This window comes from Listeria rocourtiae FSL F6-920, assembly GCF_000525975.1.
Taxonomy (GTDB): Bacteria; Bacillota; Bacilli; order Lactobacillales; family Listeriaceae; genus Listeria_A; species Listeria_A rocourtiae.
In genome coordinates this window covers 94,786-119,810 of record NZ_AODK01000006.1, presented here as the reverse complement: position 1 = coordinate 119,810, position 25,025 = coordinate 94,786, and the positions used below count along the sequence as shown (strand labels likewise).

Annotated in this window: 20 protein-coding genes; 6 read left to right on the top strand and 14 right to left on the bottom strand. The window is 40.5% G+C overall.

What is annotated here, in order from left to right; all coding sequences use genetic code 11:
• Window positions 1-135: 135 nt before the first annotated feature.
• Window positions 136-1,869, top strand: coding sequence for a pyruvate oxidase (locus PROCOU_RS02645; protein WP_036069477.1), 1,734 nt, complete (start codon window positions 136-138; stop codon window positions 1,867-1,869).
• 37 nt (window positions 1,870-1,906) lie between these two features.
• Here the strand turns inward: PROCOU_RS02645 and PROCOU_RS16300 are convergent, their stop codons facing one another.
• The 5 genes from PROCOU_RS16300 to secA2 all read right to left on the bottom strand — a co-directional run bounded on the left by PROCOU_RS16300 (window position 1,907) and on the right by secA2 (window position 12,187).
• On the bottom strand, window positions 1,907-2,389 hold the full coding sequence (locus PROCOU_RS16300; protein WP_051994132.1) for a DUF2716 domain-containing protein: 483 nt from the start codon (window positions 2,387-2,389) through the stop codon (window positions 1,907-1,909).
• Window positions 2,386-2,640 (bottom strand): hypothetical protein, encoded by a 255-nt coding sequence (locus PROCOU_RS02635; RefSeq protein WP_036069476.1) that lies wholly within the window; start codon window positions 2,638-2,640, stop codon window positions 2,386-2,388. The genes PROCOU_RS16300 and PROCOU_RS02635 overlap by 4 nt, the downstream gene beginning before the upstream one ends.
• Before the next feature lie 72 nt (window positions 2,641-2,712).
• Window positions 2,713-7,971, bottom strand: a complete 5,259-nt coding sequence (locus PROCOU_RS02630; RefSeq protein WP_036069475.1) for an FN3 associated domain-containing protein — start codon at window positions 7,969-7,971, stop codon at window positions 2,713-2,715.
• A gap of 662 nt (window positions 7,972-8,633) precedes the next feature.
• The gene (locus tag PROCOU_RS02625) at window positions 8,634-9,797 is read right to left on the bottom strand and encodes an AI-2E family transporter (RefSeq protein WP_036069474.1); all 1,164 of its coding nucleotides are present in this window, start codon (window positions 9,795-9,797) and stop codon (window positions 8,634-8,636) included.
• 71 nt (window positions 9,798-9,868) lie between these two features.
• Window positions 9,869-12,187, bottom strand: coding sequence for an accessory Sec system translocase SecA2 (gene secA2, locus PROCOU_RS02620; RefSeq protein WP_036069472.1), 2,319 nt, complete (start codon window positions 12,185-12,187; stop codon window positions 9,869-9,871).
• A gap of 433 nt (window positions 12,188-12,620) precedes the next feature.
• On the opposite strand from secA2, the gene PROCOU_RS19450 reads away from it, so the two are divergent.
• A complete protein-coding gene (locus tag PROCOU_RS19450; protein ID WP_036069471.1) occupies window positions 12,621-14,438 on the top strand; it encodes a LysM peptidoglycan-binding domain-containing protein in 1,818 nt (605 codons plus the stop codon).
• Between the two features lie 139 nt (window positions 14,439-14,577).
• On the top strand, window positions 14,578-15,768 hold the full coding sequence (locus tag PROCOU_RS02610) for a class I SAM-dependent rRNA methyltransferase (protein WP_036069648.1): 1,191 nt from the start codon (window positions 14,578-14,580) through the stop codon (window positions 15,766-15,768).
• Between the two features lie 901 nt (window positions 15,769-16,669).
• Here PROCOU_RS02610 and cas2 read toward each other — a convergent pair.
• The 4 genes from cas2 to cas6 all read right to left on the bottom strand — a co-directional run bounded on the left by cas2 (window position 16,670) and on the right by cas6 (window position 19,738).
• Window positions 16,670-16,825: a CRISPR-associated endonuclease Cas2 gene (gene cas2 / locus PROCOU_RS18195; protein ID WP_243832119.1), complete on the bottom strand. Its 156-nt coding sequence runs from the start codon at window positions 16,823-16,825 to the stop codon at window positions 16,670-16,672.
• 5 nt (window positions 16,826-16,830) lie between these two features.
• Complete coding sequence (cas1b, locus tag PROCOU_RS02595) at window positions 16,831-17,667, bottom strand: type I-B CRISPR-associated endonuclease Cas1b (protein ID WP_077913301.1); 837 nt, start codon at window positions 17,665-17,667, stop codon at window positions 16,831-16,833.
• Window positions 17,664-18,578: a type I-B CRISPR-associated protein Cas8b1/Cst1 gene (gene cas8a1 / locus PROCOU_RS16295; protein WP_051994130.1), complete on the bottom strand. Its 915-nt coding sequence runs from the start codon at window positions 18,576-18,578 to the stop codon at window positions 17,664-17,666. The genes cas1b and cas8a1 overlap by 4 nt, the downstream gene beginning before the upstream one ends.
• A gap of 437 nt (window positions 18,579-19,015) precedes the next feature.
• Window positions 19,016-19,738, bottom strand: a complete 723-nt coding sequence (gene cas6, locus PROCOU_RS02590; protein WP_036069469.1) for a CRISPR-associated endoribonuclease Cas6 — start codon at window positions 19,736-19,738, stop codon at window positions 19,016-19,018.
• Between the two features lie 303 nt (window positions 19,739-20,041).
• Between cas6 and PROCOU_RS16290 the strand changes: the two genes are divergently transcribed.
• Window positions 20,042-21,292, top strand: coding sequence for an NAD(P)/FAD-dependent oxidoreductase (locus PROCOU_RS16290; RefSeq protein ID WP_051994126.1), 1,251 nt, complete (start codon window positions 20,042-20,044; stop codon window positions 21,290-21,292).
• Between the two features lie 54 nt (window positions 21,293-21,346).
• Here PROCOU_RS16290 and PROCOU_RS18015 read toward each other — a convergent pair whose 3' ends face one another.
• Genes PROCOU_RS18015 through PROCOU_RS02570 form a run of 5 tightly spaced genes read right to left on the bottom strand, consistent with a single transcriptional unit; the run spans window position 21,347 to window position 23,184 of the window.
• Entirely contained in the window at window positions 21,347-21,541 is a 195-nt protein-coding gene (locus PROCOU_RS18015; RefSeq protein ID WP_244266210.1) for a hypothetical protein, read from the bottom strand.
• Window positions 21,474-22,274, bottom strand: a complete 801-nt coding sequence (locus PROCOU_RS02580) for an NADP-dependent oxidoreductase (protein ID WP_208855796.1) — start codon at window positions 22,272-22,274, stop codon at window positions 21,474-21,476. Before PROCOU_RS02580 ends, PROCOU_RS18015 begins: the two co-directional genes overlap by 68 nt.
• Window positions 22,275-22,293: 19 nt before the next feature.
• On the bottom strand, window positions 22,294-22,563 hold the full coding sequence (locus PROCOU_RS17010; RefSeq protein ID WP_159101175.1) for an alpha/beta hydrolase: 270 nt from the start codon (window positions 22,561-22,563) through the stop codon (window positions 22,294-22,296).
• Window positions 22,451-22,960: an alpha/beta hydrolase gene (locus PROCOU_RS17965; RefSeq protein ID WP_051994120.1), complete on the bottom strand. Its 510-nt coding sequence runs from the start codon at window positions 22,958-22,960 to the stop codon at window positions 22,451-22,453. Before PROCOU_RS17965 ends, PROCOU_RS17010 begins: the two co-directional genes overlap by 113 nt.
• A 14-nt stretch (window positions 22,961-22,974) precedes the next feature.
• Window positions 22,975-23,184 carry a YdbC family protein gene (locus PROCOU_RS02570; protein WP_036069468.1) on the bottom strand — a complete coding sequence of 70 codons (210 nt, stop codon included), beginning with the start codon at window positions 23,182-23,184 and terminating at the stop codon, window positions 22,975-22,977.
• 173 nt (window positions 23,185-23,357) lie between these two features.
• Between PROCOU_RS02570 and PROCOU_RS02565 the strand changes: the two genes are divergently transcribed.
• Both PROCOU_RS02565 and PROCOU_RS02560 read left to right on the top strand, forming a co-directional pair.
• Window positions 23,358-24,110, top strand: a complete 753-nt coding sequence (locus PROCOU_RS02565; protein WP_036069467.1) for a threonine/serine exporter family protein — start codon at window positions 23,358-23,360, stop codon at window positions 24,108-24,110.
• A 278-nt stretch (window positions 24,111-24,388) separates the two neighbouring features.
• The gene (locus tag PROCOU_RS02560) at window positions 24,389-24,841 is read left to right on the top strand and encodes a threonine/serine exporter family protein (protein ID WP_036069466.1); all 453 of its coding nucleotides are present in this window, start codon (window positions 24,389-24,391) and stop codon (window positions 24,839-24,841) included.
• Window positions 24,842-25,025: the final 184 nt, after the last annotated feature.

Below are 25,025 nucleotides of genomic sequence, written 5' to 3'. Positions count from 1 at the left end.
CTCTCCTTTTAAATGTTCTTACTCCCCATCATACCGAGTTTTCCAAATATGTTCAATAGTAAAAAAAGTTTTCCATCATACAGGTAGGGTAGACATTAATTGTATGAATAATTAAGACGAAGGAGGACAAAACAAATGTCAAAAATCAAAGCAAGTACAGCACTCGTGAACACATTAAAAAATTGGGATATTAATCATGTCTATGGAATTCCAGGTGATTCGATTGATACGGTTGTCGATGCGCTCCGTGCCGAACAAGAAACCATCCAGTTCATCCACGTTCGGCACGAAGAAGTTGCCACGCTTGCTGCTTCCTCATACAGCAAACTCACTGGAAAAATCGGGGTTGCCCTGTCTATTGGCGGTCCTGGAGCGATTCACATGCTAAACGGTATGTATGATGCCAAAATGGATAGCGTACCAATGCTCGTTCTAGGCGGCCAAGTCCCAACCAGCGTCGCCAATACAAAATATTTCCAAGAAGTCGATTTGCCGACCTTATTTGCCGATGTCGCCGTTTATAACAAACTCATCGAAGACGCCGAAACCTTGCCTGATCTTGTAGATGAGGCCATTCGCACCGCCTACGAGAAAAAAGGAGTTGCTGTGCTAACAATTCCAAACAATATCCCACTGATGGAAATTAAAAATACCGTGAAACCAAAACAAAAAGTTTTCCATCAAACGAATCCGGAAATCGCAACGGAAACCATTGCTCGCGCAGCCCAACTTATTAATGATGCCAAGAATCCAATTATCTTAGCAGGTGTTGGCACAAAACACGCCAAAGAGACCCTCATCCAATTTTCCGAGCATACAAAAATGCCTGTCATTATCTCACTCCCAGCAAAAGGAATCATGCCTGATGTGCATCCGAACTTCCTTGGCAACCTTGGTAAAATCGGTACGAAGCCCGCATATGAGGCTATGCAAGAAGCAGATTTACTGCTCATGATTGGTAATGATTATCCCTATACCGATTATTTACCACAACATGACGTCACCTGCATCCAAATCGATATTGATGCAGCTAAAATTGGGCATCGTTTCCCGGCCACAGTTGGCATTATCGGCGACGCGAAAGAAGCATTAACCGCTCTAATCGAAACAACAGATTACATAGCGAAGCGCGAGTTTCTCGAAGCATCTCAGGAAAACATGGCAAACTGGTGGAAATGGCTTCGCGAAGATCAAGCAAAAACAAGCACACCGATTGCACCAGAAGCCGTTATGGCCAATATCCAAAAAATTGCCGAAAAAGATGCGATATTTTCCATCGACGTGGGTACCTCAACTGTCTGGAGCACGCGTTATTTACAATTAGATCATCATAACGATTTTCTTATCTCCGCTTGGCTTGGCACGATGGGATGCGCGCTTCCGGGCGCCATTGCTGCAAAACAAGCCTTTCCAAATCGCCAAGTTATTGCACTTGCAGGGGACGGCGGTTTTTCGATGGTCATGCAAGATTTCGTTACTGCTGTACATTACAAACTGCCAATGATTATCGTTGTGCTGAACAATAAAGAATTATCCTTCATCAAATACGAACAACAATCTGCCGGCGAATTAAATTATGCGATTGATCTCCCCGATATCAACTACGCCGAGTTCGCTAAAAGCTGCGGTGGTCTTGGCTTCCGGGTAGAGGACTTCTCCGAGCTTGATATTGCTTTTGAAGCCGCTCGAAAAGCTGACCGTCCCGTCATCATCGACGTAGTAGTAGACAAAAATGCTGCGCCCCTTCCCGGAAAAATCGTGATGGATGAAGCGCTTGGCTACACAAAATTCGAAATCAGATCTGTCTTAGAAGATCATCGTTTTAGCAAAATGCCACCATTAAAAACAATTATTCGCCGATTCTTCTAACAACAATGACCGCCTACTCTGCATCACGATTAGGCGGTCATTCTAAAAATGGGCACCCGTTCTCTTCAATAAACGACACTAATTCCGCGCCAACAACGGTCACTGTATTTCGCCATGGATGCCCCAACCATGCTAAACTCATATCCATATTCAAAAAGAAATAATAATCCCCATCCGGCAAAAACGGCACACACCATTCTCCAAATTCCCCGCGCGAATACTCGGAATCCACAAGAAACCGGTAAGATACATGATACCAGTCAAGCGCGTACATCTCCTCCCCGAAAAACCGCAAAAACAAGTCTTTCGTCCAATTCTCACCGTCCAAATAAGCCTGTGTAAGTCCATCATTTTCCTCAAAGGTTAGCATCTTTCGAATCTTATATTCTTTAAAAACAACCGCTTTATCTCGAGGCTTAATCGCTTTTGCAAAAATCGAAGGGGATGGTTTAAACTTATATCTCGCGTGGAATTTGTCATCCACCGCACGATAGTGCTCTATCTCATACCATCGCATCATCCAAATACATACGTCACAACAACGCTTGCCCCAATCAAAATCACCGCGCTAGCAAAAAGACTTCCAAAAATATAATGTTTCGCCTTCAAATTGGAAACCGAAATCGCTAAGAAGCACATGCCAAGAACGACTTGAATCCAAACCGGGAATGCCAGCCCAGTCTCCATTTGCACCATATAAAAGATAATGTTAAGTAAAATAACTAAATAAACCATAGCAACCAGACCAACGATTACTTTGCCAACACTCATCTTAATCTCCTCCTCACATAAAAAGACCTTTTACCTCACAGTATACAGGAGGCAAAAGGTTTTTCCAATCTATTATTTGGTTAGTGGTCCCCAGTTATTGGCTGTAAATGCTCGAACAGTAATTTTTGTGTTTGCATCAAGCACTGCTCCTGCTTCGTATTTCGTAGCTACATTTGACATAGCACCATTGGCACCCATTGGATCGCTACCATCTGTTGTGTAATAAATATCTGTCCCCTCGTTCGGGTTTTCTAACACGACTCCGCCATCACTTGCCACGACTTTCACAGCTTGCAATGTGTGCGCCATGCCGTATTTTGCCCACATCTCCAGCGAATATCGTACACGATCGGTCATTTGGTTTTGTACTTTGACTTGCACGTTTAACCAGTCCTTATACATCGTGCTTCTCGCACCCATATAGGCCGCATCCAATTTATACGCAGCATCGATTTCCTGCTGATTACTTGCAATCAATTTTTTCACGTTTGCAACTGATAAAGGCGCTCCGTCTGCACCAGCGAAATCACCGCTCGCTGGACCAATTTGTGCTAAAACTTGATCTTTTACAAGCGTTTTAAATTCTAGATTCCCAGCCGTTGCTGTTTGGCCATCTCCAGAGAAACTACCAAAGAAATCACCTGCGCCACGTCTTGAAATCGAATCAATCCACTTGAAGCGATACGTGCCACCGCCACCAGCAAGCGCTGAATAACTCGTTCCAGTACCACCGTTATTGTAAAAAGCGCCGTCTGTATCATTGATATTGAATGTCATCTTCACACCATTTCCATTCAAAATATCATTGGAAACAACCGCATCGACTTCACGCTCCGTGTCCACAAACATGAATAGAATGTGCATCTTAATCATGTCTTCCACATCGACATAGTTCTTGAATTCTTGGAAGTTTTTCGCTGCGGCAACTGCTTTTACTTTTGTCAAAATAGCTGTATCACCATCCCCTGCTTCAACAATTCCTGGCACAAAATAGCCATCTTGAAAACGGATTTTAGTATAATCGTCATCATTTCCACCAAAATATTCTTCAAACATATTCTGGCCAAAGGCTTCACGCATCGTTTTCACACCCATGTATTTTCCGTTATAGAAATAATGTACGTAGCGCGCGTGTAGAGAAATTTTGTTCATTTGTTGTGCCAGTGTATTCGTTACTTTTTCATCGTAGCGATTATAGCCTAAGTTGTAAATATCATTTTGTGGACCATCTTGTCCTTCTTTTAGCTCTAGCTTACTAAATTTGTTTACGACTGGAAAAGCTTCAGCAGGTGTTGCTTCAAAGAAATTGTATTTTGCCTTTTTCGAACCATAGTCGCGGTGAAACTTAGCCGCTACACCTGAATTAAGTTGACTAGCACTGACTTGTCCGAATTTTTTCGCACCTGCATAGCTGAAATAGTTTGTACCGCCTTTATTCATATGTGTATCTAAATACTCAAACGTCCCTGGTACATACGTTGTCGGATTCAAATCCGTAGCGTTACCTGTTTCTGATACAATCGGGAAATCATCGATAGCTTCTGCATACTCATCACTTGTGATTGTATTCTTAAATTGCCATTGGTAACCTGATGTGACTTCATTTTTGTAGTTGTCGCGCAGAACGTAGGTACTTGAAATAACGCCACTATTTCCATTTGCATCATACGCATATACTTTAACAACAGTTGTTTTGCCAATCGTAATGGGTCCAGTATATATCGTTCCTTTTGTCGCGCTTGGATCTGTAATACCGTCCACTGTATATTTAATCGTTGTTCCTTCCTTCGATGACAAAGTTAAGTCAAAACCGGTGTCATAAACGCCGCGCTCTTTGCTAAATTGTACGGTGTAATTTTCTTGTCCTTCGTTGTTCGTTTTGGCGAATGTTTCAGAACTGAATACAGTCAAATTCGTACTTGCATCCGGCTTGCGTCCAAATGTTTGATTGTACGCTTGCTTCGTATACTTGATGGAATCTATCGTCTTCATCGCCGAACCTACTTTGGCGGACAAAATAACGTCACCACTTGCGCCGATTTCAAAGCTCAAATGATTATTTCCAAGTTCAGTCGCCTTATCGGAATATAACACGCGATATCCTTTTGCAGGAATAAGGAAGTTGGAAAACTCAAATTTGTCAGGTGTCTTTGTTTTATCGCTCAAATACATACCTTTACCTAAAATAACCGGCACATCGTTGTCGTTATAAAGCTCAATCCACGCTGCTTTGGAATTCGCAGTACCTTCTGCTGATAATTCATTGATATAGACATTTTTCATTTGGTCTGGTGTTGTCAGTGCGCCGTCAATTCCTGGACCTTTGCCATTGTTTTTATATTTCACAATAAGCCTCGCCGCTTGTGCATAGCCTCCTGGATATACACTACCAATATAATTATCCCCATCGATACGGAATGCCATCGCTTGGCCGCTTCTCCATCCTGCTAAACGATTTTCGTCAATGATATCTTTCAAATTTGCTGTTCGAACGATTTGGTTGCTCGCCGTAAATGCTGGTTGGCTATATTTCACTGCCAAATTGCTATATTCACGCGCGGTGATGTTTCCTGCTACGGCTTTGTATGTTTCTGGATTACCTAGTTCCGAACGGATTTCTATGTTTGAGCTCACCTTTGCGGCGTTCGTGTTGTAAGTCGTGAATTCCATGTAAGCATCCTCAATCTCGGCTGTTTCTGGGATTGCAATATTCGTAAAGCGTAATCCTACCGTTTCTTTATACGCGGGTATGAGATTCGTTGAGTAATAGCCTCCAATCTCCAAAACCGAACCTAAATCGATAGCTTTTGCTGTGCCATATTCTTCTGCATCATCCGAAGCAGTCGCTATCTTACCTGTAAAATCGCCATAACCAGAGTAATACTCTACGACTAGTTTTGGTGCCATGGCGGCGTTTGATTCATAGGAACGAGCAAGGTATGATCCCGTTTTATCACCATCAATTTTAAATACAAAATTAGTCAAATCTGGGTTTCCTGCACGCATTTCTTCGATGACAGGTGCCAAATCTTCTGTGTTTACGAGCTCATTCACTGCAACTTTGGAAGGTGTCCTTGTTGTTATAGAGCGATTCGTCATTTGGCGATTCGTAAAAGTCGCGACCGTAGAACTGAACGCACTACCACTACCAAGCTCTCCAGAAATCGTCAAATTCGTTGGTAAACTAGAAGCATCGCGCGTTGTGAAACTGATATACGCTTTGCTAATAACAGCATCAGCTGGCAGCGACACATCGGTAAATCGTACAAAAGTGGATTGTGGTACTGCGCCTACTAAGCCGTGCAGATCAAGGCCTGTGCTAGTTAAATTAACCGTTGTTGCACTTACTTCTGCATCATCAGAGCCAGTTTTCACACTGAATTCTTTTTTAGCAAGCGGTATATTTTCTACATCTTCACGAATAGAATAAACATAGGTTTGTACGCCACTATTTTGTTTTGCATTATACGCGTAGGCCTTTACTGTCATCGTTTTATCAATCGTAACAGGACCAGTATAGGTGATTCCATTTGTTTCGCTCGGTGCTGAGCCGTCCAATGTATATTTAATCGTGTTCACGCTATCTGATGTTAAGATTAAATCAAAACCAGTTTTGTACATGCCTGGTTTTTGACTTAACGCAATGTTCACAAGTGGTTTCGCATCGTTGTTTGTGCTTTCATATGTTCCTGGTTTGAAAGTAACGACACTCGAGTCAGTATCGTTAAACAGCCCCATTGTCTCGCCAAATGCCATTTCCTTAACGTCGAATGTGTCTAGTTGATGGAAACTATCATCGTACTTCGTCGTTAAATAAAGCGTCATATCGCGGTTTCCTAATGTGAAGTTAGCCGATGCATTGTTTGTCGTTCCATCTGCCTTCACAATTCGATAACCTTTTGCTTGTATATAAAGGTTTGCCAGCTCAGATTTTCCTAAGTTAGTCGCTTCATCTGAAAGAAAAACATCCTTTTCAAAAAATACGGGAAAATCATTATTATTATAAATCTCAATCCATCCATCTTTTCGCGCGTCTGTTCCCATGCTGGCTACTTCATTGATAAAAATATTTTGTATTTTCGCTGGGTCTTTGAGAACATCTACACCATCGTCACTGTAACTGTATTTGATCACTAGTTTTGGCTGATAAGCCACAGCAGAGCCACCTGGATAGATGCTACCAATATAATTATCCCCTTCTACTTTAAACGCTAATGCATGGCCATTTTGCCAACCCATCAAACGCGTTTCATCAATAATACTTTTAAGGTTAGGCGTTCGAATGACCTGTCTCGCTGCCGTAAAAGAAGCTTGTTCGTATTTTACGCTAGATCCTGTGTAGTTGCGACTGCTGATATTTCCAGCCGTACTCGTATAGACCGCGGAATTACCGAGTTCTGACGTGATTGACATGTTGGAAACACGATTTGCAACCGTGCCGTATGTCGTAAATTCTAAATAAGCATCGTCAATTTTTGCGTTTTCCGGCAAGTTGACATTCGCAAAACGGAAAGCCGAAATATCTTTGTAAGCAGGTGTCAATGTAGTAGAGTAGTAACCACCAATTTCCATCGCCGAATTCAAATCCATTGCTTTATTAGCACTATACTCTTCGGCATCATCTGTAGTACTGGCGATATTCGCTTTATACTCACCAGATGCAGAAGTGTACTCAAAGACTAGTTTTGGCGCCATCGCTGCGTTTGATTCGTAAGAACGCATAACGAATGAACCCAGACCGCTTCCGGTTACTTTGAATACATAATCTTTAATATCTGCTGTATTCGCACGCATTTCATTCATAATAGAAGCAACATCGTTCGTATTAAAAATTGTGTTGACCGCCACAACTGGTGTACTCATCTCTAACGCTGTTTCCGTGAATTGACGGCTTGTGAAAGAAGCAACAGTACTTGCAAATGTAGCCTGTGATCCAAGTTCTCCTGTAATGTTGATAGTTGTAGACTGATTCGCATTTGATGCATCCCTTGTTGTAAACGAAAGATACGCGTTCGAAATTTTAGCGTCATCTGGTAATACGACATCCGCAAATCGTAAATAAGTCGTTTGTGTTGCTCCCACAAGCCCATGTAAATCCAATCCAGTACTCGTTAGATTGACCGCTGTAGCCGTAACTTCTGCATCATCTGCGCCCTTTTGGATGGAATACTCTGCTTTATGACTAAATGTCTTCTCACTTACCTGCTCTGTCTGTGTTGATACAGCTGTTTCTGCTGATATTGCAATGTTCCCAATTGAACTCGGTACCATTAAAGCTACAATCATTGCCACCGATAAAACTTTTAAACCAAATTTTTCTCTCTTTTTCATGGTTAAATTAATCACTATTTATACATGAATTTTCACGCTAAATAGTCATATCCTCCTTTTTAGTTGTGAAATAGTTCACTTTTATTATGCACCAACATCGCTCTTATAGAAAGTAAGATACGCTTTCTCCCAAAGTTTTTTCTTAAGTTCTTATTTTAGAGAATGGCGACAATAGCACTGGATATGCTTGATTCTTATTTATTTTCACACCCCTCTACCTACGTTATTTCCAGTGGGAATCTAATTATCTATTTTACTATTCCCTATATATACCTTACCTTTATCTTAAGAAGTATGTCATCAAAATTATGTCATATTTCTCTAGGTTAATATAGCTATGTTCACACATTAGACACCACTTTTCATGCTCTTAAAAACCCATTATTATTCTAACTAATGAATGTTTATGCAACGATAGATAGTATTATGTATGTTGAATAGGAGGAACTATTACGACTAGGATGTTTAGCTTAGCACAGGGACAACTATATATACATTGACTCACAAAAAAACCAGCCAAGGGGGTAGCTGGTCAAAAAGGAGTTTCAAGGTTCGCAGTTAGAAAAAGGGGGAAACTAACTGTGTCTTCCTTATTTACATTCTCTATATTACACAGGTTCAATGAAATTTTATTGTGCTTTCTATTAGATTTTCATTTGATTTTATTTTGTCTGTTCATCTTCCAAGTACTCACTCTCTGGTTGCTCGCCATAAAGTCCTGATACGCGCTTAAACCACGTAAACATATGTGTCACAATAACTTTGAGCACTGCATAACCCGGCACTGCAAAAATAACACCTAGTATGCCGAACAGTTTGCCGGCTACCAAAATCACGAATAATATTGTAATTGGGTGCACTTTTAGCGTTTTGCCCATGACTTGCGGAGAGATGAATTTTCCTTCTAATAATTGCACCACAACCCAAACGATAATTAGTTTTAATAGTAGCCATGGTGAGGTTACTATAGCAATGATAATCGCTGGTGTAATCGCAATAACTGGCCCTAAGTAAGGAACAATACTTGTACACGCCGCAATGATTGCCAAGGTGAGCGCGTACGGCAAGCCAATAATGAGATACCCGATGAATAGTAAAATTCCGATGCAAAAACTAACGATAATTTGACCTCGGATGTAAGAACTAATTTGGGCGTTGGATTCGTGTAGTACTTGACGTGTATGTGCGCGTGAATTTACGGGTAGCATTTTCAATAGGTAGTCTGGTAATTTTTTACCATCTTTTAATAAGTAAAACAGAACTAACGGTGTTGTCACAATAGCAAGCACTACCTCTGTTACGGTTCCAACGACATTTCCAATACTATCCACTGCACTGCTTACAACCGTGCCTCCTTTTTCGGAAATTGTTTTCGTGATATCGCTTAAATTGTTCTGTACCTTGTCTTTTACTTGATCAAACAGTGGTGACTCAGTGAATTCATTGAACTTCGCGACTACTTTATCCCAATATGATGGGAATGTTTTTACCAAGCTTACAATTTGCTCTTTGACGGCCGGTACGATAAAGCTGAAAATCAACACGATAGTTCCAGCGATAATAACGTATAGTAAAGCGATTGACCAACCACGCTTCCATCCTTTTCGTTCTAGCCAGTCTATAAGCGGGTTGAATAAATAGTAAGATATCCCCGCTAAAATAATTGGTGCTGCAATCGTGGATATAATCACCGTAATTGGGTGAAAAATAAAGGATATTTTCGTTAATACATAGACGTCCAGTGCTACTAATAAGAAAATTAGCAAACCTAGTACAAACTTATTTTCTGTGATGAAACTTTTGAATTTTGAAATCGATTCTTTCATTTTCCGCCCCTCCTTCTTTATCTTGGGAACTATTATACAAGTAATCCCTTGGAATATCACGTATTTCTATTTTAACCGACCACGAGTCCTTCTGGATCAAGTTCTAGCAATGCGTGCGCAAAATAGAAGTGATAGCGATCTTGGAACTTGTTAAATAGTTCTGCCCCTTCTTTTTGATACATCACGAGCGGATCTTGTTGACCGTAAGCACGCAAATGAATGCCTTCGCGAAGTTGTACCATTTGATCCAAGTGCACGACCCACATTTGATCCAGCAGATTCAAATATACTTCTTTTTCGATTTGATTAATGGTGCCGGCTGGGAATTTCATGCGTTGTTTTCGATGCCAAAATATCAAGGCCTCTGTAGCTTCTTCTTGTGACATCAACGTAACTTGATCGAACGAGGCTGGAAATTTTGTCCCGCCTAGCAGCTCACCCATTTTGGCATAACGAGCGTCTAAATCTGGTTCACGCTCTGAAAAAACGTCTTCTGCCACTTCTCGTAAAATTCGTTCTGAAAAAGCGCCTAATTTATCGATACTTAGCAAGCGATCCCGCTCTTCATATACCTTTTTGCGTTGAATATCAATGACCTCATCATACGAAAGCAAGCTCTTCCGAATATCATAGTTCGAACCTTCCAAACGTCTTTGCGCCTCAATCACAAGCTGATGTACTTTTCGTGAATGAACAGGCTTATCATCAAAATTGTATTTTTGCTTCGTGCGGCGAATATAGCTTTCCCAACGTTTGTTATCGTAATGATCCACTAATTCATCATCTAGCGACAAAATAAACTTACTAAAGCCTGGGTCCCCACGCCGTCCAGAACGTCCCATCAACTGTAGATCAATACGGCGACTTTCATGGCGCTCTGTCCCAATCACAGCTAAGCCTCCAAGCGTATAGACACCTTTGTCAAGCTTAATATCTGTACCGCGCCCTGCCATATTTGTCGCCAGTGTTACCATGCCACGTTTTCCAGCGCGCGCAATAATTTCCGCCTCTTGTTCATGATTTTTTGCATTCAACACTTGATGCGGAATCCCTGCTTTTGTAAGTAACTCACTGACCCATTCATTGCTCTTAATCGAAGACGTCCCAATCAAAATCGGTTGTCCTCGCTCGTAGCGACCCGAGACTTCATACACGATTGCTTCTCCTTTTTGCTCTCGCGTATAGAAAACTTCGTCCTTATTGTCCACTCGGTTCACTCGTAAATGCGTTGGGATTACCACAACATCCATATTATAAATATGACGGAATTCCTCTTCCTCTGTTTTCGCCGTCCCGGTCATGCCTGAGAGCTTCTTGTACATCCGAAAATAATTCTGTACTGTAATCGTCGCCAATGTCCGTGATTCCTCGCGAACCTCCACGCCTTCTTTAGCCTCAATCGCTTGGTGTAAACCATCATTAAATCGCCGGCCCGGCAAAGCTCTGCCCGTGTGTGGATCAATAATCAAAACTTCTCCGTCCAACACAACGTAATCTTTATCCTTATGCATCAAAAAATGCGCTCGTAAAAGTAATGTTGTAATACGGTGCAATGGCTGATTTTCCTCTGCATACAACGAATCAATTTTCCAAAAACGCTCTGCCTTCTCAATACCAGCATCATGCAACCAGACAAAACGCTTCTTCTCTTCGACCTCATAATCATCCGTCAACATCGTCCGCACAAGCGTATCCGCTATTTCATACAGCGTTAAATCCTCTTCTTTACGATCTGAAATCAAGAGCGGTGTCCGTGCCTCATCAATCAAAATCGAGTCCGCCTCATCAATTAGTACGAAATCGAGCCCAGTCTGCACTTTGTCCTCCATTTGACGCACCATGTTATCCCGTAAGTAGTCAAAACCAAACTCCGACGCCGTACCGTAGATAACATCCGCTTTATAAATTGCCTGCTTCTGCTCCTTCTCAAGCCCAGAAACATTCAAACCGACAGACAGTCCTAAGTACTCCAACACACGTCCAATCTCCTCACGGTCACGCTTAGCTAGGTATTCATTCGCCGTCACTAGATGAACCTTATTTCCCCGCAAAACTTCTATGTACATGACAAATAAAGATACGAGCGTCTTCCCTTCCCCCGTCTTCATCTCCGCGATTTTACCGTCCCCAAGTACGAAAGCCCCGATTAACTGAACCATTACAGCCTCAAGTCCGACAACTCTCCGTGCAGCCTCTCTCACAAGTGTAAAAATATAAATTCGATCTCGCTCCGTGATTTCACGTTCCTTAAACTTTTGCAACCAATGTTGTGTCTGCTCCCTGAGCGCCGACTGATCCATTAATCTATATAGGTCTTCCCGCTTCACTACCTCACGAGCTAAATCTCGGTAAGCCTTCACTATTTTTCGATCCTCATATGATTGTGCCATTTTTATGCCTCCTAATCCTCTCCCATTATAACCTAGAAAGTGTTGCAAAACCAAGGCATTCACAGAAGAATTTTCGTACTAGTTAATGTTTAGTTAGAAGCTTCGAGAAGCAATTGTTACAATTTGATTAAATTTTTCTGTTGCAAATTACCAATAGGTTTCGTCATACGCAAGTTTGCTAAAGCTATGATGCCTAAAGTTGGCCGGCTACTTCCCAAGCTCATGCGCTCTCTGATTTTATAAAACATGCGTTCTGATTTCTCTTCTTTACAGCTATGTTACAGAAACACCCGCGTGTTCATAAAACACCTTTAAAAGCCTATTTTTGTATTTGTAATTTAAATTAATTCCACGTAGAATGGGTATTACATGAGTATGTATTATAAAAAAAAGAAAAACCTAGAACGAAAAGTAAGAGAGGAGTTTTAAAGATATGAAAAAGGCGGCAATCGCAACGGCAACGGCTGGAATCGCAGTTACAGCCTTCGCAGCACCAACTATCGCATCAGCAAACACGGTCATCGTACAAGCAGGCGACACACTTTGGGGAATCGCTCAAAAAGCAGGTACAGACGTTGATTCTATTAAAAAGGCAAATAAACTAACTTCGGACACCATTTTCCCAGGTCAGAAATTAGAGGTGTCGCAACTTACTGAGGAAACAAAGAAATCCGTCAACGCGACATGGCTTAACGTTCGACAAGGTCCAAGCGTTGATAATCGAATCATTACTTCCATTAAAGGTGGCACACAAGTCACTGTTGAAACAACCGAAGCAAATGGCTGGAGTAAGGTCGTTTACGAAGACGGAAAATCCGGTTATGTCAATGGTAAATACCTGTCTGACGCAGCTGCTACCGCTCCCGTTGTAGAACAACAAGAAGCGCCAACACCAGCTACACCAGTTCAAGAAGAAGTAACCGAGCAGCAAACAGAAGCGCCAGTCGCACCAAAAGCGGAGGCAGAAGTAACACAACCTGCTGTCGAACAAGAAGTTACAGCAAACGCGACAACACATACAGTAAAAAGCGGCGACACACTTTGGGCTTTATCAACCAAATATGGCGTATCCGTTCAGAACTTGATCGCATGGAATAATCTATCTTCCTCTTCGATCTACGTTGGTCAAACACTTGCAGTCGATCAAAGCAAAGCACAAGCTCCTGCACCAGAGACTGAAAAAGAAGAAGTAACAGCTCCAGTTGTGAAAGATGAAGCACCGGAAACCGTTACAGAAACTGCACCACCAGCGCCAGAATCAGAAGTTAAAGAAGATACTAAAGCTCCTGTTACACCTCCAAAAGTGGAACAAGATGAGACTCCAGTCGTTCAAGTAGATACAAATGCATCTACATACACTGTTCAAGCTGGCGACTCGCTTTCTAAAATTGCAACACTTTTCGGCACAAGCGTAGCAAACTTACAAGCAATCAACAGCCTAACTGATGATACTATTGTTGTCGGTGATGTTTTAAAAGTGAAAGGTTCTGCACCAGTGAAAGAAACCGTGGACAAGCCAGACACAGAGAAACCGGCCGTGACACCAGAAGTATCGAAACCAGACACAAAACCAACAACGAACGTCAACAAACCGAGCAAGCCAGCTGTTGATACTTCCAACACATCTAATTACACCGTCCAAAGCGGCGATTCTTACTTTACAATCGCACAAAAATTTGGCACAACGGTCTCTAACTTGAAAGCTCTAAATAACGCAACAAGCGATAACCTACAAGTTGGCGATGTTTTGAAAGTAAAAGGAACAGCACCAAGCGTTAGCAAACCATCGAACAATACAAATAACAGCAACTCGAATTCAAGCTCCAACACTAGTAACTCCAATAACAATTCCAATACTGGTAGTAGCAGTTCATCATCTGGTACTGCAAGTTTCAGCGCACTAATGAACGAAGCGGAGAAACACCTTGGGAAGCCTTATTCATGGGGCGGTAATGGGCCATCAACATTCGATTGCTCTGGTTATACGAAATATGTCTTTGCAAAACAAGGCATTTCCATTCCGCGTACATCTGGATCTCAATATGCAGCTTCCACAAAAATCAGCGCGAGCCAAGCACAACCTGGTGACCTAGTATTCTTTGATTATGGTAGCGGTATTGCCCACGTTGGTATTTATATCGGCGGCGGAAAAATGATTAACGCACAAAACGATGGCGTTAAAATTGATAATGTGTCATCTGGTTACTGGGCTAGATACCTTGTTGGTTATGGTAAAGTGGCTAATTTCTAAATAAAACAAAGCAGAATAATTGTCCCAACCTCGTCAATGGGTAAGGATAATTATTCTGCTTTTTTGTATCACATGCTCGCTATCTCTACGGATTATTTTATGATATAGTGGAGTTACTACTTTACAAATGAGGATGAAAATTGTGAATGAAATAACCGTTAAAATAAAGAAAAAATCAGCTCAAAGCTACATAAAAGGCTATCCATTGCTTACAAAAGAAGCTTTGGTAACCATGCCCGACATAGAAGAAGGCACAATTCTGCGTTTAGTCGATGAATCTAACCGTTTCCTCGCAAAAGGCTATCACGGAAACCAGAATAAGGGGATTGGATGGATTCTCACATACGATGAAAAACAGCCACTGGACGAAGCTTTTTTTACGATACTTTTTAGAGAAGCATTCGTGAAACGGCAAGTCTTTTTCAATGATGATACCACTACTGCCTTTCGAATTTTTAATGGCGAAGGTGACGGTTTAGGTGGCTTGACAATCGATTATTACGACGGCTTTCTCGTTTTGCAATGGTATAGCCAAGGAATTTATAAGTGGAAGTCCACCTTACTAGCAGCCCTCAAGAAGGCGATTAACACGCTTGGTATCTATGAAAAACGGCGCTTTGATGCAAAAGGTCAATACTTAGAAAGCGATGATTTTTTGGAAGGCCACATTGCTCCCGAACCGCTTATCGTTAAAGAAAATGGCATCAATTATGCGGTTTACTTAAACGATGGCGCGATGACTGGCATTTTCCTTGACCAACGCGACGTTCGCAAAACGATTTGCGATACATATGCCGCTGGACGCACCGTATTGAACACATTTTCCTACACTGGAGCCTTTTCCATTGCCGCTGCATTCGGTGGTGCCATACATACAACTAATGTTGACGTGGCCAATCGTAGCATTCCGAAAACCCGCGAGCAGTTCACTGTGAACAAACTTGATCCAGCCGAGCACACTATCATGGCCGAAGACGTTTTTCAATACTTCAAATACGCGAACCGAAAAGCATTGGCATTTGGCATGGTGATTTTAGACCCGCCAAGTTTTGCTCGTACGAAAAAAACAACATTCAGCGTTGCAAAAGACTATGGAAAACTACTGGAAGAAAGCATCGCGATTACAAACCCAAATGGCATTATTATCGCGTCAACCAACTATGCCGGGTATGGGATGGATAAATTCAAGCAAGTAGTGCAAGGAGCGTTTAAGAATCAAGGACGCGAATACAAGATTGTTGAGCAATTTACACTACCAGCCGATTTTGTGACACAGAGTAGTTTTAGAGAAGGCGATTATTTGAAAGTTTTGTTTTTAGAAGTGAAATGAGAAGAACCTCCAATCGTGGCGTATAGAAATGCCTTGATTGGAGGTTCTTTTTATTTTATGCTGTGATGTCAAGATTTGCACAGTCTTGTTTGAATGTACGGTTTGCTAAGACTTGAAATACAACAGCGACAAAACAAAAAGCTAAACAAATCAGACTAGGCCAGATATACCAATTCCAATACTGTGTTCCTATCAGCCCTACAAGCAAAATTGAAATCCCAACCATTAAACAGAAATACGATATCAGCAAAAAACATTTTACTGTAAAACTCAAAACAGTAACTGTATTTTCATCTTTAATATGGCGCCATATTCGACCGCTTACTATACGATGCACAAAATAGTTGTTCAGCTGGCCCTTGTTCATTTTTTGAATTCCAATAATAGTCATTGGAATAATGGATAGAATAACAATTATTATCATAGCAAAGCTTACGAGAGCCCACATGTTCATCCCACTTTCTTCTATGTATTTTCAACTTAGTAAAGAGATTTATAATTAATTAGATAAAAACGAAGATGGCCGAGTGCGCGGTTTGCTCCCGTTTTAATTTACATTTCACATTACTTAGATAAAAACCCGTGCTTTTTCAGCCCTACTCCCATAATACCTCATAACCCCAAATCTGTCGACCGTTATTAAAATCCACTATTTCTACCTCCGATTTACTTTGTCATCTGCTTCAAATCTATCAAACCTATTCTCCCCCAATCATCTACAAAAATCTGTCGACCTCCTATAGTTTTACGCTACCGGAGGTCGACAGATTTTAGACGTATCAGAAAAAATTGGACGTTTTTTCATCTGGAACGCCCCAGAACTCCTTCTCTAACCAGCGTTCTTGTCGACTCGAAAATACGATGATGGAATCTTCTTCGTCACGTATATATTTGTCTAATTCTATTCGTAGTTTTGCCAATAGGCTGGCGTTATCTCACCCTCAAAAACTGATTTTTGCACATGCGTTAAATACTTCTTACAAATCTTAAAAATATTTCGCGAAACTTTAGCCCCGCCATTATCTTGTGCAATATCATAAATCAAGATAATATACATCCCCTTCACCACCAAATCTTAAAGCCTTCATAGTTCTTATCATGCATCAAATGCTTGATTAATTTATAGCATTCTAGCCGAATCAGGTGCCGATACGACACATTACGCCCCAAATCTCTGTGCTTCACTGTTTCCTTCATACGAATATCATATACCTGTAAAATTTTCTGTCGTGCCTCTTTTTTCATATAGCAAAAATTAGCTTCTTTCTCAAAATCTTTTTCTGTAATAATATTTTTATTTAACATACTAAAAATCAATCGATCCGCTATTAGTGGCTTGAAAACTTCTGAAATATCAAGGCAAAGTGAGAATCGACGCTCACAGGCACTGTGCAAATAACTGATAGCAGGATTCAACTGCGTCTTGTAAATCTCCGTCAAACAGCTAGAATACAACAGTGAATTCACATAAGAAATTAGCGTGTTAATCATGTTATCCGGCGGACGCTTTACTCGCTTCTCAAAGTCAATTTCCTGATTAATAATCACCTGCCACGCGCGATAATACACTTTGCGAATATTTCCTTCAATTCCCATCAATTCTTGAATATCTTGCGTTCTCAAAATTCTCTTGCGCAACGATTTAATCTCATCCATCGCAGCATCCACATCTTTCCCGCGCTGCCGGTAGTACCTTAAGTTTCGCAAAATGTTAAAAGAAGCACTTTCCACAAACTGCATTGCCACCTCTTGTCGCCGCGACTCATCCGCATAGTGCGATACCTGTGCCACTAACAACTCACCAGAAACATTAGCCTCACGTGGATAATAACTCCCGCTATAAAACCCGTAATAATTAAAAATATGAACCGGAACCCCTAACTGTCCGATATAATTCAAACATTATAATTCTCTATTGTTGAACTTTTTACCCCAATAACGAAAGCGCAACCAATAGTTTTAAATGTCTCATCATCTGTAAATTTATTTAGGAAAAAGTCTGGAATTGGCTTTCCAATATAAGAATAACCATTCAAAAGAACGTCCATAAATGTAGCACGATTATTTGTTTTTAATGAATTAAGGATCTGGTGAGTAAAGCCTGCTAGCTTGTTTTCTGGGTATTCTTCTTGGAAGTCGTTCCCGCGTGCGCTAATATAACGTATTTGTTTATTCGAAATTTCCGTCATCGCCTCTATCTCCTTTAAAAAATTCGTATTTATTTCGAGTAAGCTTTGAATATGTCCCATATGATAATAGGTATTGCTTACATTCGTCACCTTCAAATACATCGTTTTATGAATACATGTAAATAAATTCTCATTATTCATCAACCGCCGAACCGTCTCCTGATAAAAATTAACGTTCAGATTTCCTTCTTTAAAACCGCATTTTTGAATAGCTTTTAAAGTATTTTTAGACTCGTGAAAAATATTTAGCGCCCGTTTCGACAAAATATTAAACCGGTACGTATCATTTTCATAACGAACAATCTGAATATCCGCTAATTCATAATGCCGTTTATCCTCCATCTGGTTCGTTATCGCTTCAATCAAAGCGCGGTAAGGACTAGCCGCATTCGAAATTTCCCCATGATGTTGCAAAATCTCATTTCTAACTTTTTTATTAACCTCATATAGCGTGTCAATATCCACCGAATCATTGATGAAAATCCCGTTATTGTAAACATACGTGAATCCAGCTGGGACACAGGAATAGATTAGTTTACAAACTGCACAAATTTCTACATCATTGTAAAAATTCCATACATGAGAAGATTTCTTTCCAACATCAAACCCAATACTATTCAAAAAAACTAAGTGTAAATTTATCTTTTTTTATAGGTTTGTTGCAAGTAAAGCAATTATGCTTCAAATTTATCTTATCAATCTCAAAATATTTCTCTACTGGTAGTATAAATGTCTTCCGATAATCCACATACACATCCCTCTCCTTCGTCTGCGGGTTCAGAAACGAAACGTCATCCCATCCATTGTTAATTATGGTATAAATTACATTTTTAGAAGCTAAATATTTCTTACCTTGTTCACTATCACAAAATGTAATAATTTGATCTATCTTCGTATATGCTTCTTTGACTTCCTGAATAATAGCCTCACATCGAAAAAGATACTCTGCCCGTCAATCCTAATATTTTCTTTACCAACAATGTTGATAAGTCCAACAAGTCCAGAGTTGAAGAGAAAATCATTTGCTCGACATTCAATTTCTCTCATATTTTCACCTCCTATGCTTGAGTAACCATTCCAAATCCTGTTCCACCTAACGAACCAATCCCATCTGATAGCATATTTTCCAACAAATATTTTGGTGCCTCCACCTCAATAAGTCCAATAGAACAAACGATAGAAATATCATAATGTAAAGCAACTGTTTTCTTCATTTTCAATGGAGTAATCCTCATTGCCTCGATATCTTTTTCTACAAAATCAACATACTTATCCCGCATCTTAATCAATAAATTCCTTTTTAGTAGTGATACAAATTGCTCGTCCTCATGACTAAAAAACCAATCTTTGAATGTTTCTCTATTATGGTCTCGGCAAACAATCGGTGAAAGCGTTTTAAATATTATACTTTCTTCTACTACTGGAGGAACCTTAACGATATCCACTCGCCGAATTGTTAACTCACAATTTTCTGTAATTTTCAGTGGATTATTTCTTAAACTAACAAATGCATTATAAAAAACAATGGCTAACTCAGAATTTCCCGTTGAAAAATTAATAATTAATTGTTTCCCTTTTACAACGATACCTTCTTTTCCGAATATTCCCTCTTTAAAGTAGACAGAGAATGTAAAATCTTTTGGTCTATTGGTACCATACAGTTCTTCAAATATCTCTGGATGCGATCGCTCAATACCTGTTTTAATAACCATCAAAATTTTACGTCTGAAATTTAGTGGAAATTGTTCATCACTTAGTTCGCACACAGCCTTCAATCTCAAATCATCACCTCATTTACTTTTTACTATGTAGATACTATTATCTAACAAATCTATCATACAATAGATTTGGCACTGCTCGCATCTAATAATTAAGATATTTTCTCATAAATTTCCAATACGTTCACAAAAATGACATGGATATATTTGTTTTTCTATACACATGCATTTAAAATAAGGCATTCTAAATAAAATGCTTGCTTTCCATAATTGCTAAACTGCTTTTCAAAAAGCATTGCAATGTCTCCTTAAATATGTTAACCTAAAAATAAAATAAGTTAACATTAATAAGGAGGTGTCAAAAACATGTACGATATAATAATAATCGGCTCTGGCGTCAGCAGTACCTTCGCCATGTTAAAGCTACATACTAATCAAAAAATCCTCACCATTGATTCCGGACCTAGTATAGAATCTCGTCTTGTAAAAGCCTCCACTTCCGGTTTTGGTGGTCTAGGCTTGTCAGAAGGAAAATATAACTTCTCTCCTGATTTAGGTGGAAATTTAAGTAGTAAAATCGGAGAAGAATTAGTCCTTAAATACCTGTCAGAAGTCGAATCAATCATCGATACATTTGGTGCGAAATCTGCCCTAACATACGAATCCCTCGCAAATAATCAAAGCAATTCCTCTATAAAATTCCTTGCGTGTCCTACAAAACATTTAGGTACCGCGCTTTCCAAAGAAGTCTACCATAACATCTTTACCTACCTGGCCAATAAAGTAGACTTTCTTTTCAATAACGCAGTGACAGGAATCGATAAACAAGATGGTGCATTTCGCGTCACAACATCAGAAAATCATATTTTTCACGCAAAAAAGGTCATTGTCGCCACCGGTTCAAAAAAGAATCAAGCTCTTGATAGGAGCTTGGCTGAACTAGGACTTGTATCTCAAAATAACCGAGTGGATATCGGCTTTCGCATCGAGACTTTAAGCGAAACATTCGATTCGCTACTACAAAATCATTTAGAAGTAAAAATGAAAAAGGGTGATCTATATAGTTATTGTATGAACAACTACGGAAGAGTAATTAAAAGAAGGCTGTATGGGCGGGTCACACCTGAGGGACAAAACTGCCGAGAAGAAGCACCGAGTAAAAACCTAAACTTCACACTTTTTCGTCCTTACTATTTCGACAATGAATCACAGATGAACACTTATCTCAATACTTTGTTCGCTAAAATCAACCAAAATCGTGATAGAATCATTGGCTACCCTCTCCACTCCTTGTCCTCAAAATTTGAGCCCGTAAAGGTCATTCAGGAAACTGTACCGTACGAATCAGATACCACAGCAAACATCATTTTAGCTGATTTGTTGGAAGATACGCTAGATTTTCTTCATTGCTTGGAGAAAAATATGCAGTCTAAAATAGATGGAAATACCTTATTATACTGCTACGATACGAAATATTTTGGACCAGAAATACAAACAAATAGTAGCTTCGAGTCTGACGTTTCTGGCCTTTATTTTATCGGGGATTGTTCTGGTGTCACGCATTCCCTATCACACGCAGCTTGTAGTGGTTTATATTTAGGCGAAATGCTGCACTAATTAAAGATTACAAAAAAGAAGGTAACATAATCTCTACCTTCTTTTACCATTTCCTTACTTCAAAATCAGTTTCCCAGCCACTTGTTTTTTATCAATTAACTGGTGCGCCCCAATCACGCCTCTTAAATCGAATGTCAGTACTTCCGCTGTTTTCAGTTGCAGTTTATGCGCGCGATACAAATCAGCTAAGTAACTTAATGCTTCTTTGTCCTTCATATCTTTCGAGCGCTTCATGCGGATTGCTTTCACTTTCTTCTCTTCCGCATTTTCTGGTAAACTTGTTAGCGACACATAACGTCCGCCTTTTTTTCACATACTGTAGCCCTTCTGCTGCTGCTTTTCCCCCAAAACTCGTATCTAACACAACATTCACTTTATTGTGCAATACTTTGGATAAATCATCCTTATCGTAGGAGAGCACGCGATCAGCCCCTAGTGCACTTACATAGTCCACGTTTTTACTGCTAGCCACACCAATCACTTTATAGCCTTTTTCTTTCGCGATTTGGACGGCAATGGAACCGACTGCTCCTGATGCACCGAGAATGATAATCTTTTCGCCTTTTTTCAATTTAGCAAGTTGTAGTGCATAGTAAGCCGTAATCCCGACTGATGAGAGTCCGGCAGCTTCTTCCAAGCTCATTTCCTCGGGCTTTTTCACGACGTTATAGCTCGGTGTTGCAACGTATTCGCTGTAACCACCAATTGCTGGATGACCAATCACGACGTCACCAACTGCGTAATTTTTCACTTTTGAGCCTACCTCGGTAACTTCACCGACAATATCGCTTCCTGGAATAATCGGGAACTCGAGTGGGCGCATTTTTTGCATCGCACCTGATCGTAACAAAGCGTCGTAAGGATTCACGCCGGCCGCTAAAACCTTGATTACTAGCCCTTTCTCACTTGCTTTCGGTTTCGGTAATTCTAATTCTTCAAATACTTCTGGTTCGCCGTACTCTGTAAAGCCTAATGCTTTCATCCTGTACCTCCATGTTTGTTTAACTATTTTCCTTCTTCACAGTTGGATTATCTACTTCCTCTTTCAAAAACCACTCTAAGATTGTTTCTGATTCTTCTTCACTAACATTATGCATCACATCAAAAGTCTGGAATGTCACATCGTCACTCAAGCTTTCAAAATATTTCGCCGTCCGCTCACCTTCTGTAACTGGAATAAGCGGATCTTTTGTGCCATGTCCTATAAAAATACGCTTGGACTTTAATAATAAGTTTTTCGGTCCATTTTCTAAAAAAGTGGGTAACTTCACGCTTAGAAAAACGCCTCCGTGATACATTCCGCCATTTTTTTACAAACTCAGTCATGGCAACAATTCCACCTTGATCAAAACCAAATAGATATAATTTTTTCCGATCGATTGATGAGTACTGCTTCAAAATCATTTCAATAAATTCGTGAACGTTGTTTGCTGCATATGAAACCGTCTTTTCACTAGGTTCACCGTCTAATACCGGTTTATAGTAGGAATAACCAGGCCCTTGTTGCACACTACCACGGATGCTAACAATCACAAAACGATCCATGACGGGCTCCAGCGTACCCGGCATATCTAGTTCATCTGCTCCAATACCGTGAAGTGTAAAGATGGTCGGAAACTTACCTTCTACCTTCCGATCAATCGGCTCATAAATATCATATGCAAACATAAACAATTCCCCCGTTATTTCGCTAATTCAGCGATTTTTTTAAACTCTTCCTCCGTGAGTGTCAGACCTTTGCCCATTTTCTCATTGCCTGGTGACCAATCACGAATATCATATTTCGGCGCGCGCCCATTCCAACTGATGAGGTTAACCTCTTTGCGCCAGCCCTTTGCATTCTCCGACAAAACACCAATATGCTCAACAATTTCATATTCAATACTGCTCATCTGCCAAAACTCCTTTTTTAAGTAATGTTCCACATAGTTCATACTAACAGATATTTACCCTCAAATCGCCTCGTAGAATCGTATTTCGAAAAAATCTTTTTATTTTGACTAGAAAAATCGCTGTAGTTGCGTTAGGATGGGATTAGTGACTAGATAGAACGGAGGTCAGAATGATGGAAGATACTCCTCAAGATTTTTTGCTAGATACCTGTTTATTAGCCGGAAAAATTATGATGGAAAGTGGTGCGGAGATGTACCGCGTGGAAGATACAATGAGTCGGATTGCTGAGGCTGGTTCGGAGATGAAGGGGATTAGCTTCGTGACACCGACTGGCATTTTTATGGCTCTGCACGGCGGTTCTACCGTAAAAATGGAACAGATACCTGCGAGAACGATTAACTTGGAGAAAGTTTCTAAAGTCAATGATTTGTCGCGTGAATTTACAATGAAGCAGATTACATTAGGTCAATTATATACGCAATTACGAGCGCTGGATAAAGAAGTGAAATTTTTTCCTGTGTGGTTGCAGATTGTTGCAGCAGCAGTTGTTAGTGGAACCCTGATGATGATTTTTGGTGGCGTTTGGAAGGATTTACTGACGACGTGCATTATTGGCGCGATTGGATTTGTGATTTTTTATTACGGGACAGAATTTTTCAAAGTAAAATTTCTAGCCGAGTTTTTAGCCGCTTTTTCAGTTGGATTATTGGCCGTTTTGACAATTTCAATTGGCTGGGGCGTGAGTCTAGATAAGATGATTATCGGAGGTGTGATGCCACTCGTGCCAGGCGTGCCGATTACAAATGCTGTACGAGATTTGCTAGCAGGACACCTGTTATCTGGTATGGCACGCGGGACAGAGGCACTAATAACAGCCGGAACGATTGGAATCGGGATTGCTGTTGTATTCCGATTCTTTGGTTAAAACAAAACAAAGTGCTGACAGAGCCCGTTAGCCTCGACAAACTGGGTGCTGGAGATGGAACAAATGCTCACGCTGTTCACACTTGTATTGTGGTTCTAAAACAGCAAAATACGCTACTTAAGAACCACAACATAGAGGCCGCAGTGAAAACCCTCCTTTGGTTTTTGCGGAGGTCACGAAATTTCCAAGAGGCTGGCTCTGGAAGCCGGATTACACAAAGCGCTGATTGAGCCCGTTTAGCCTCAACAAATACGGCACAAGCTAGGAGGTAAAATAAAATGTTTTGGACTATACTCATGCAGCTGGCTTTTAGTTTCCTAGCCACGCTCGCATTCGCAATCATCACCAATGTCCCCCGCAGATCACTCATTGAATGCGGTCTAACGGGTACATTTGGCTGGATGACTTATTGGATTTTAATGCATCTTGACGCAGGTACGACCATGAGTACGCTCGCTGGTGCTTTTGTGGTTGCCATCGCCAGCTTCTTTTTCGCTAAATCAAAAAGGTTACCTGTTACCATTTTTAACGTTCCTGGCATCGTTCCTCTTGTACCCGGTGGACTCGCCTATCAAGCCGTTCGAAACTTCGTGCTTGGTGATTATCTCGAAGCTATTTCATTCTCTGTTCGTGTCGCCTTAGTTGCTGGCGCGATTGCAGCAGGCCTTGTTCTTTCAGAAGTTTTAAATCATAGTATTCGCCGTTTCAGAGAGCATAAGGAGAATATCTGAGTTTCACTCTCTAAAGAAGAGTGTATCCGATTGATATATTTAAATATTTCTAATAGAGCTTGTTCAGAATTGTCAAAGTTGGCATCATGGATAGGCTCTCTTTAGTATTTTATAAAATGATTCCTTGAGCGCCTTATCATATGGGAAATTTTGTTCCGTTGATACTTCGAGACCAACATCTCTA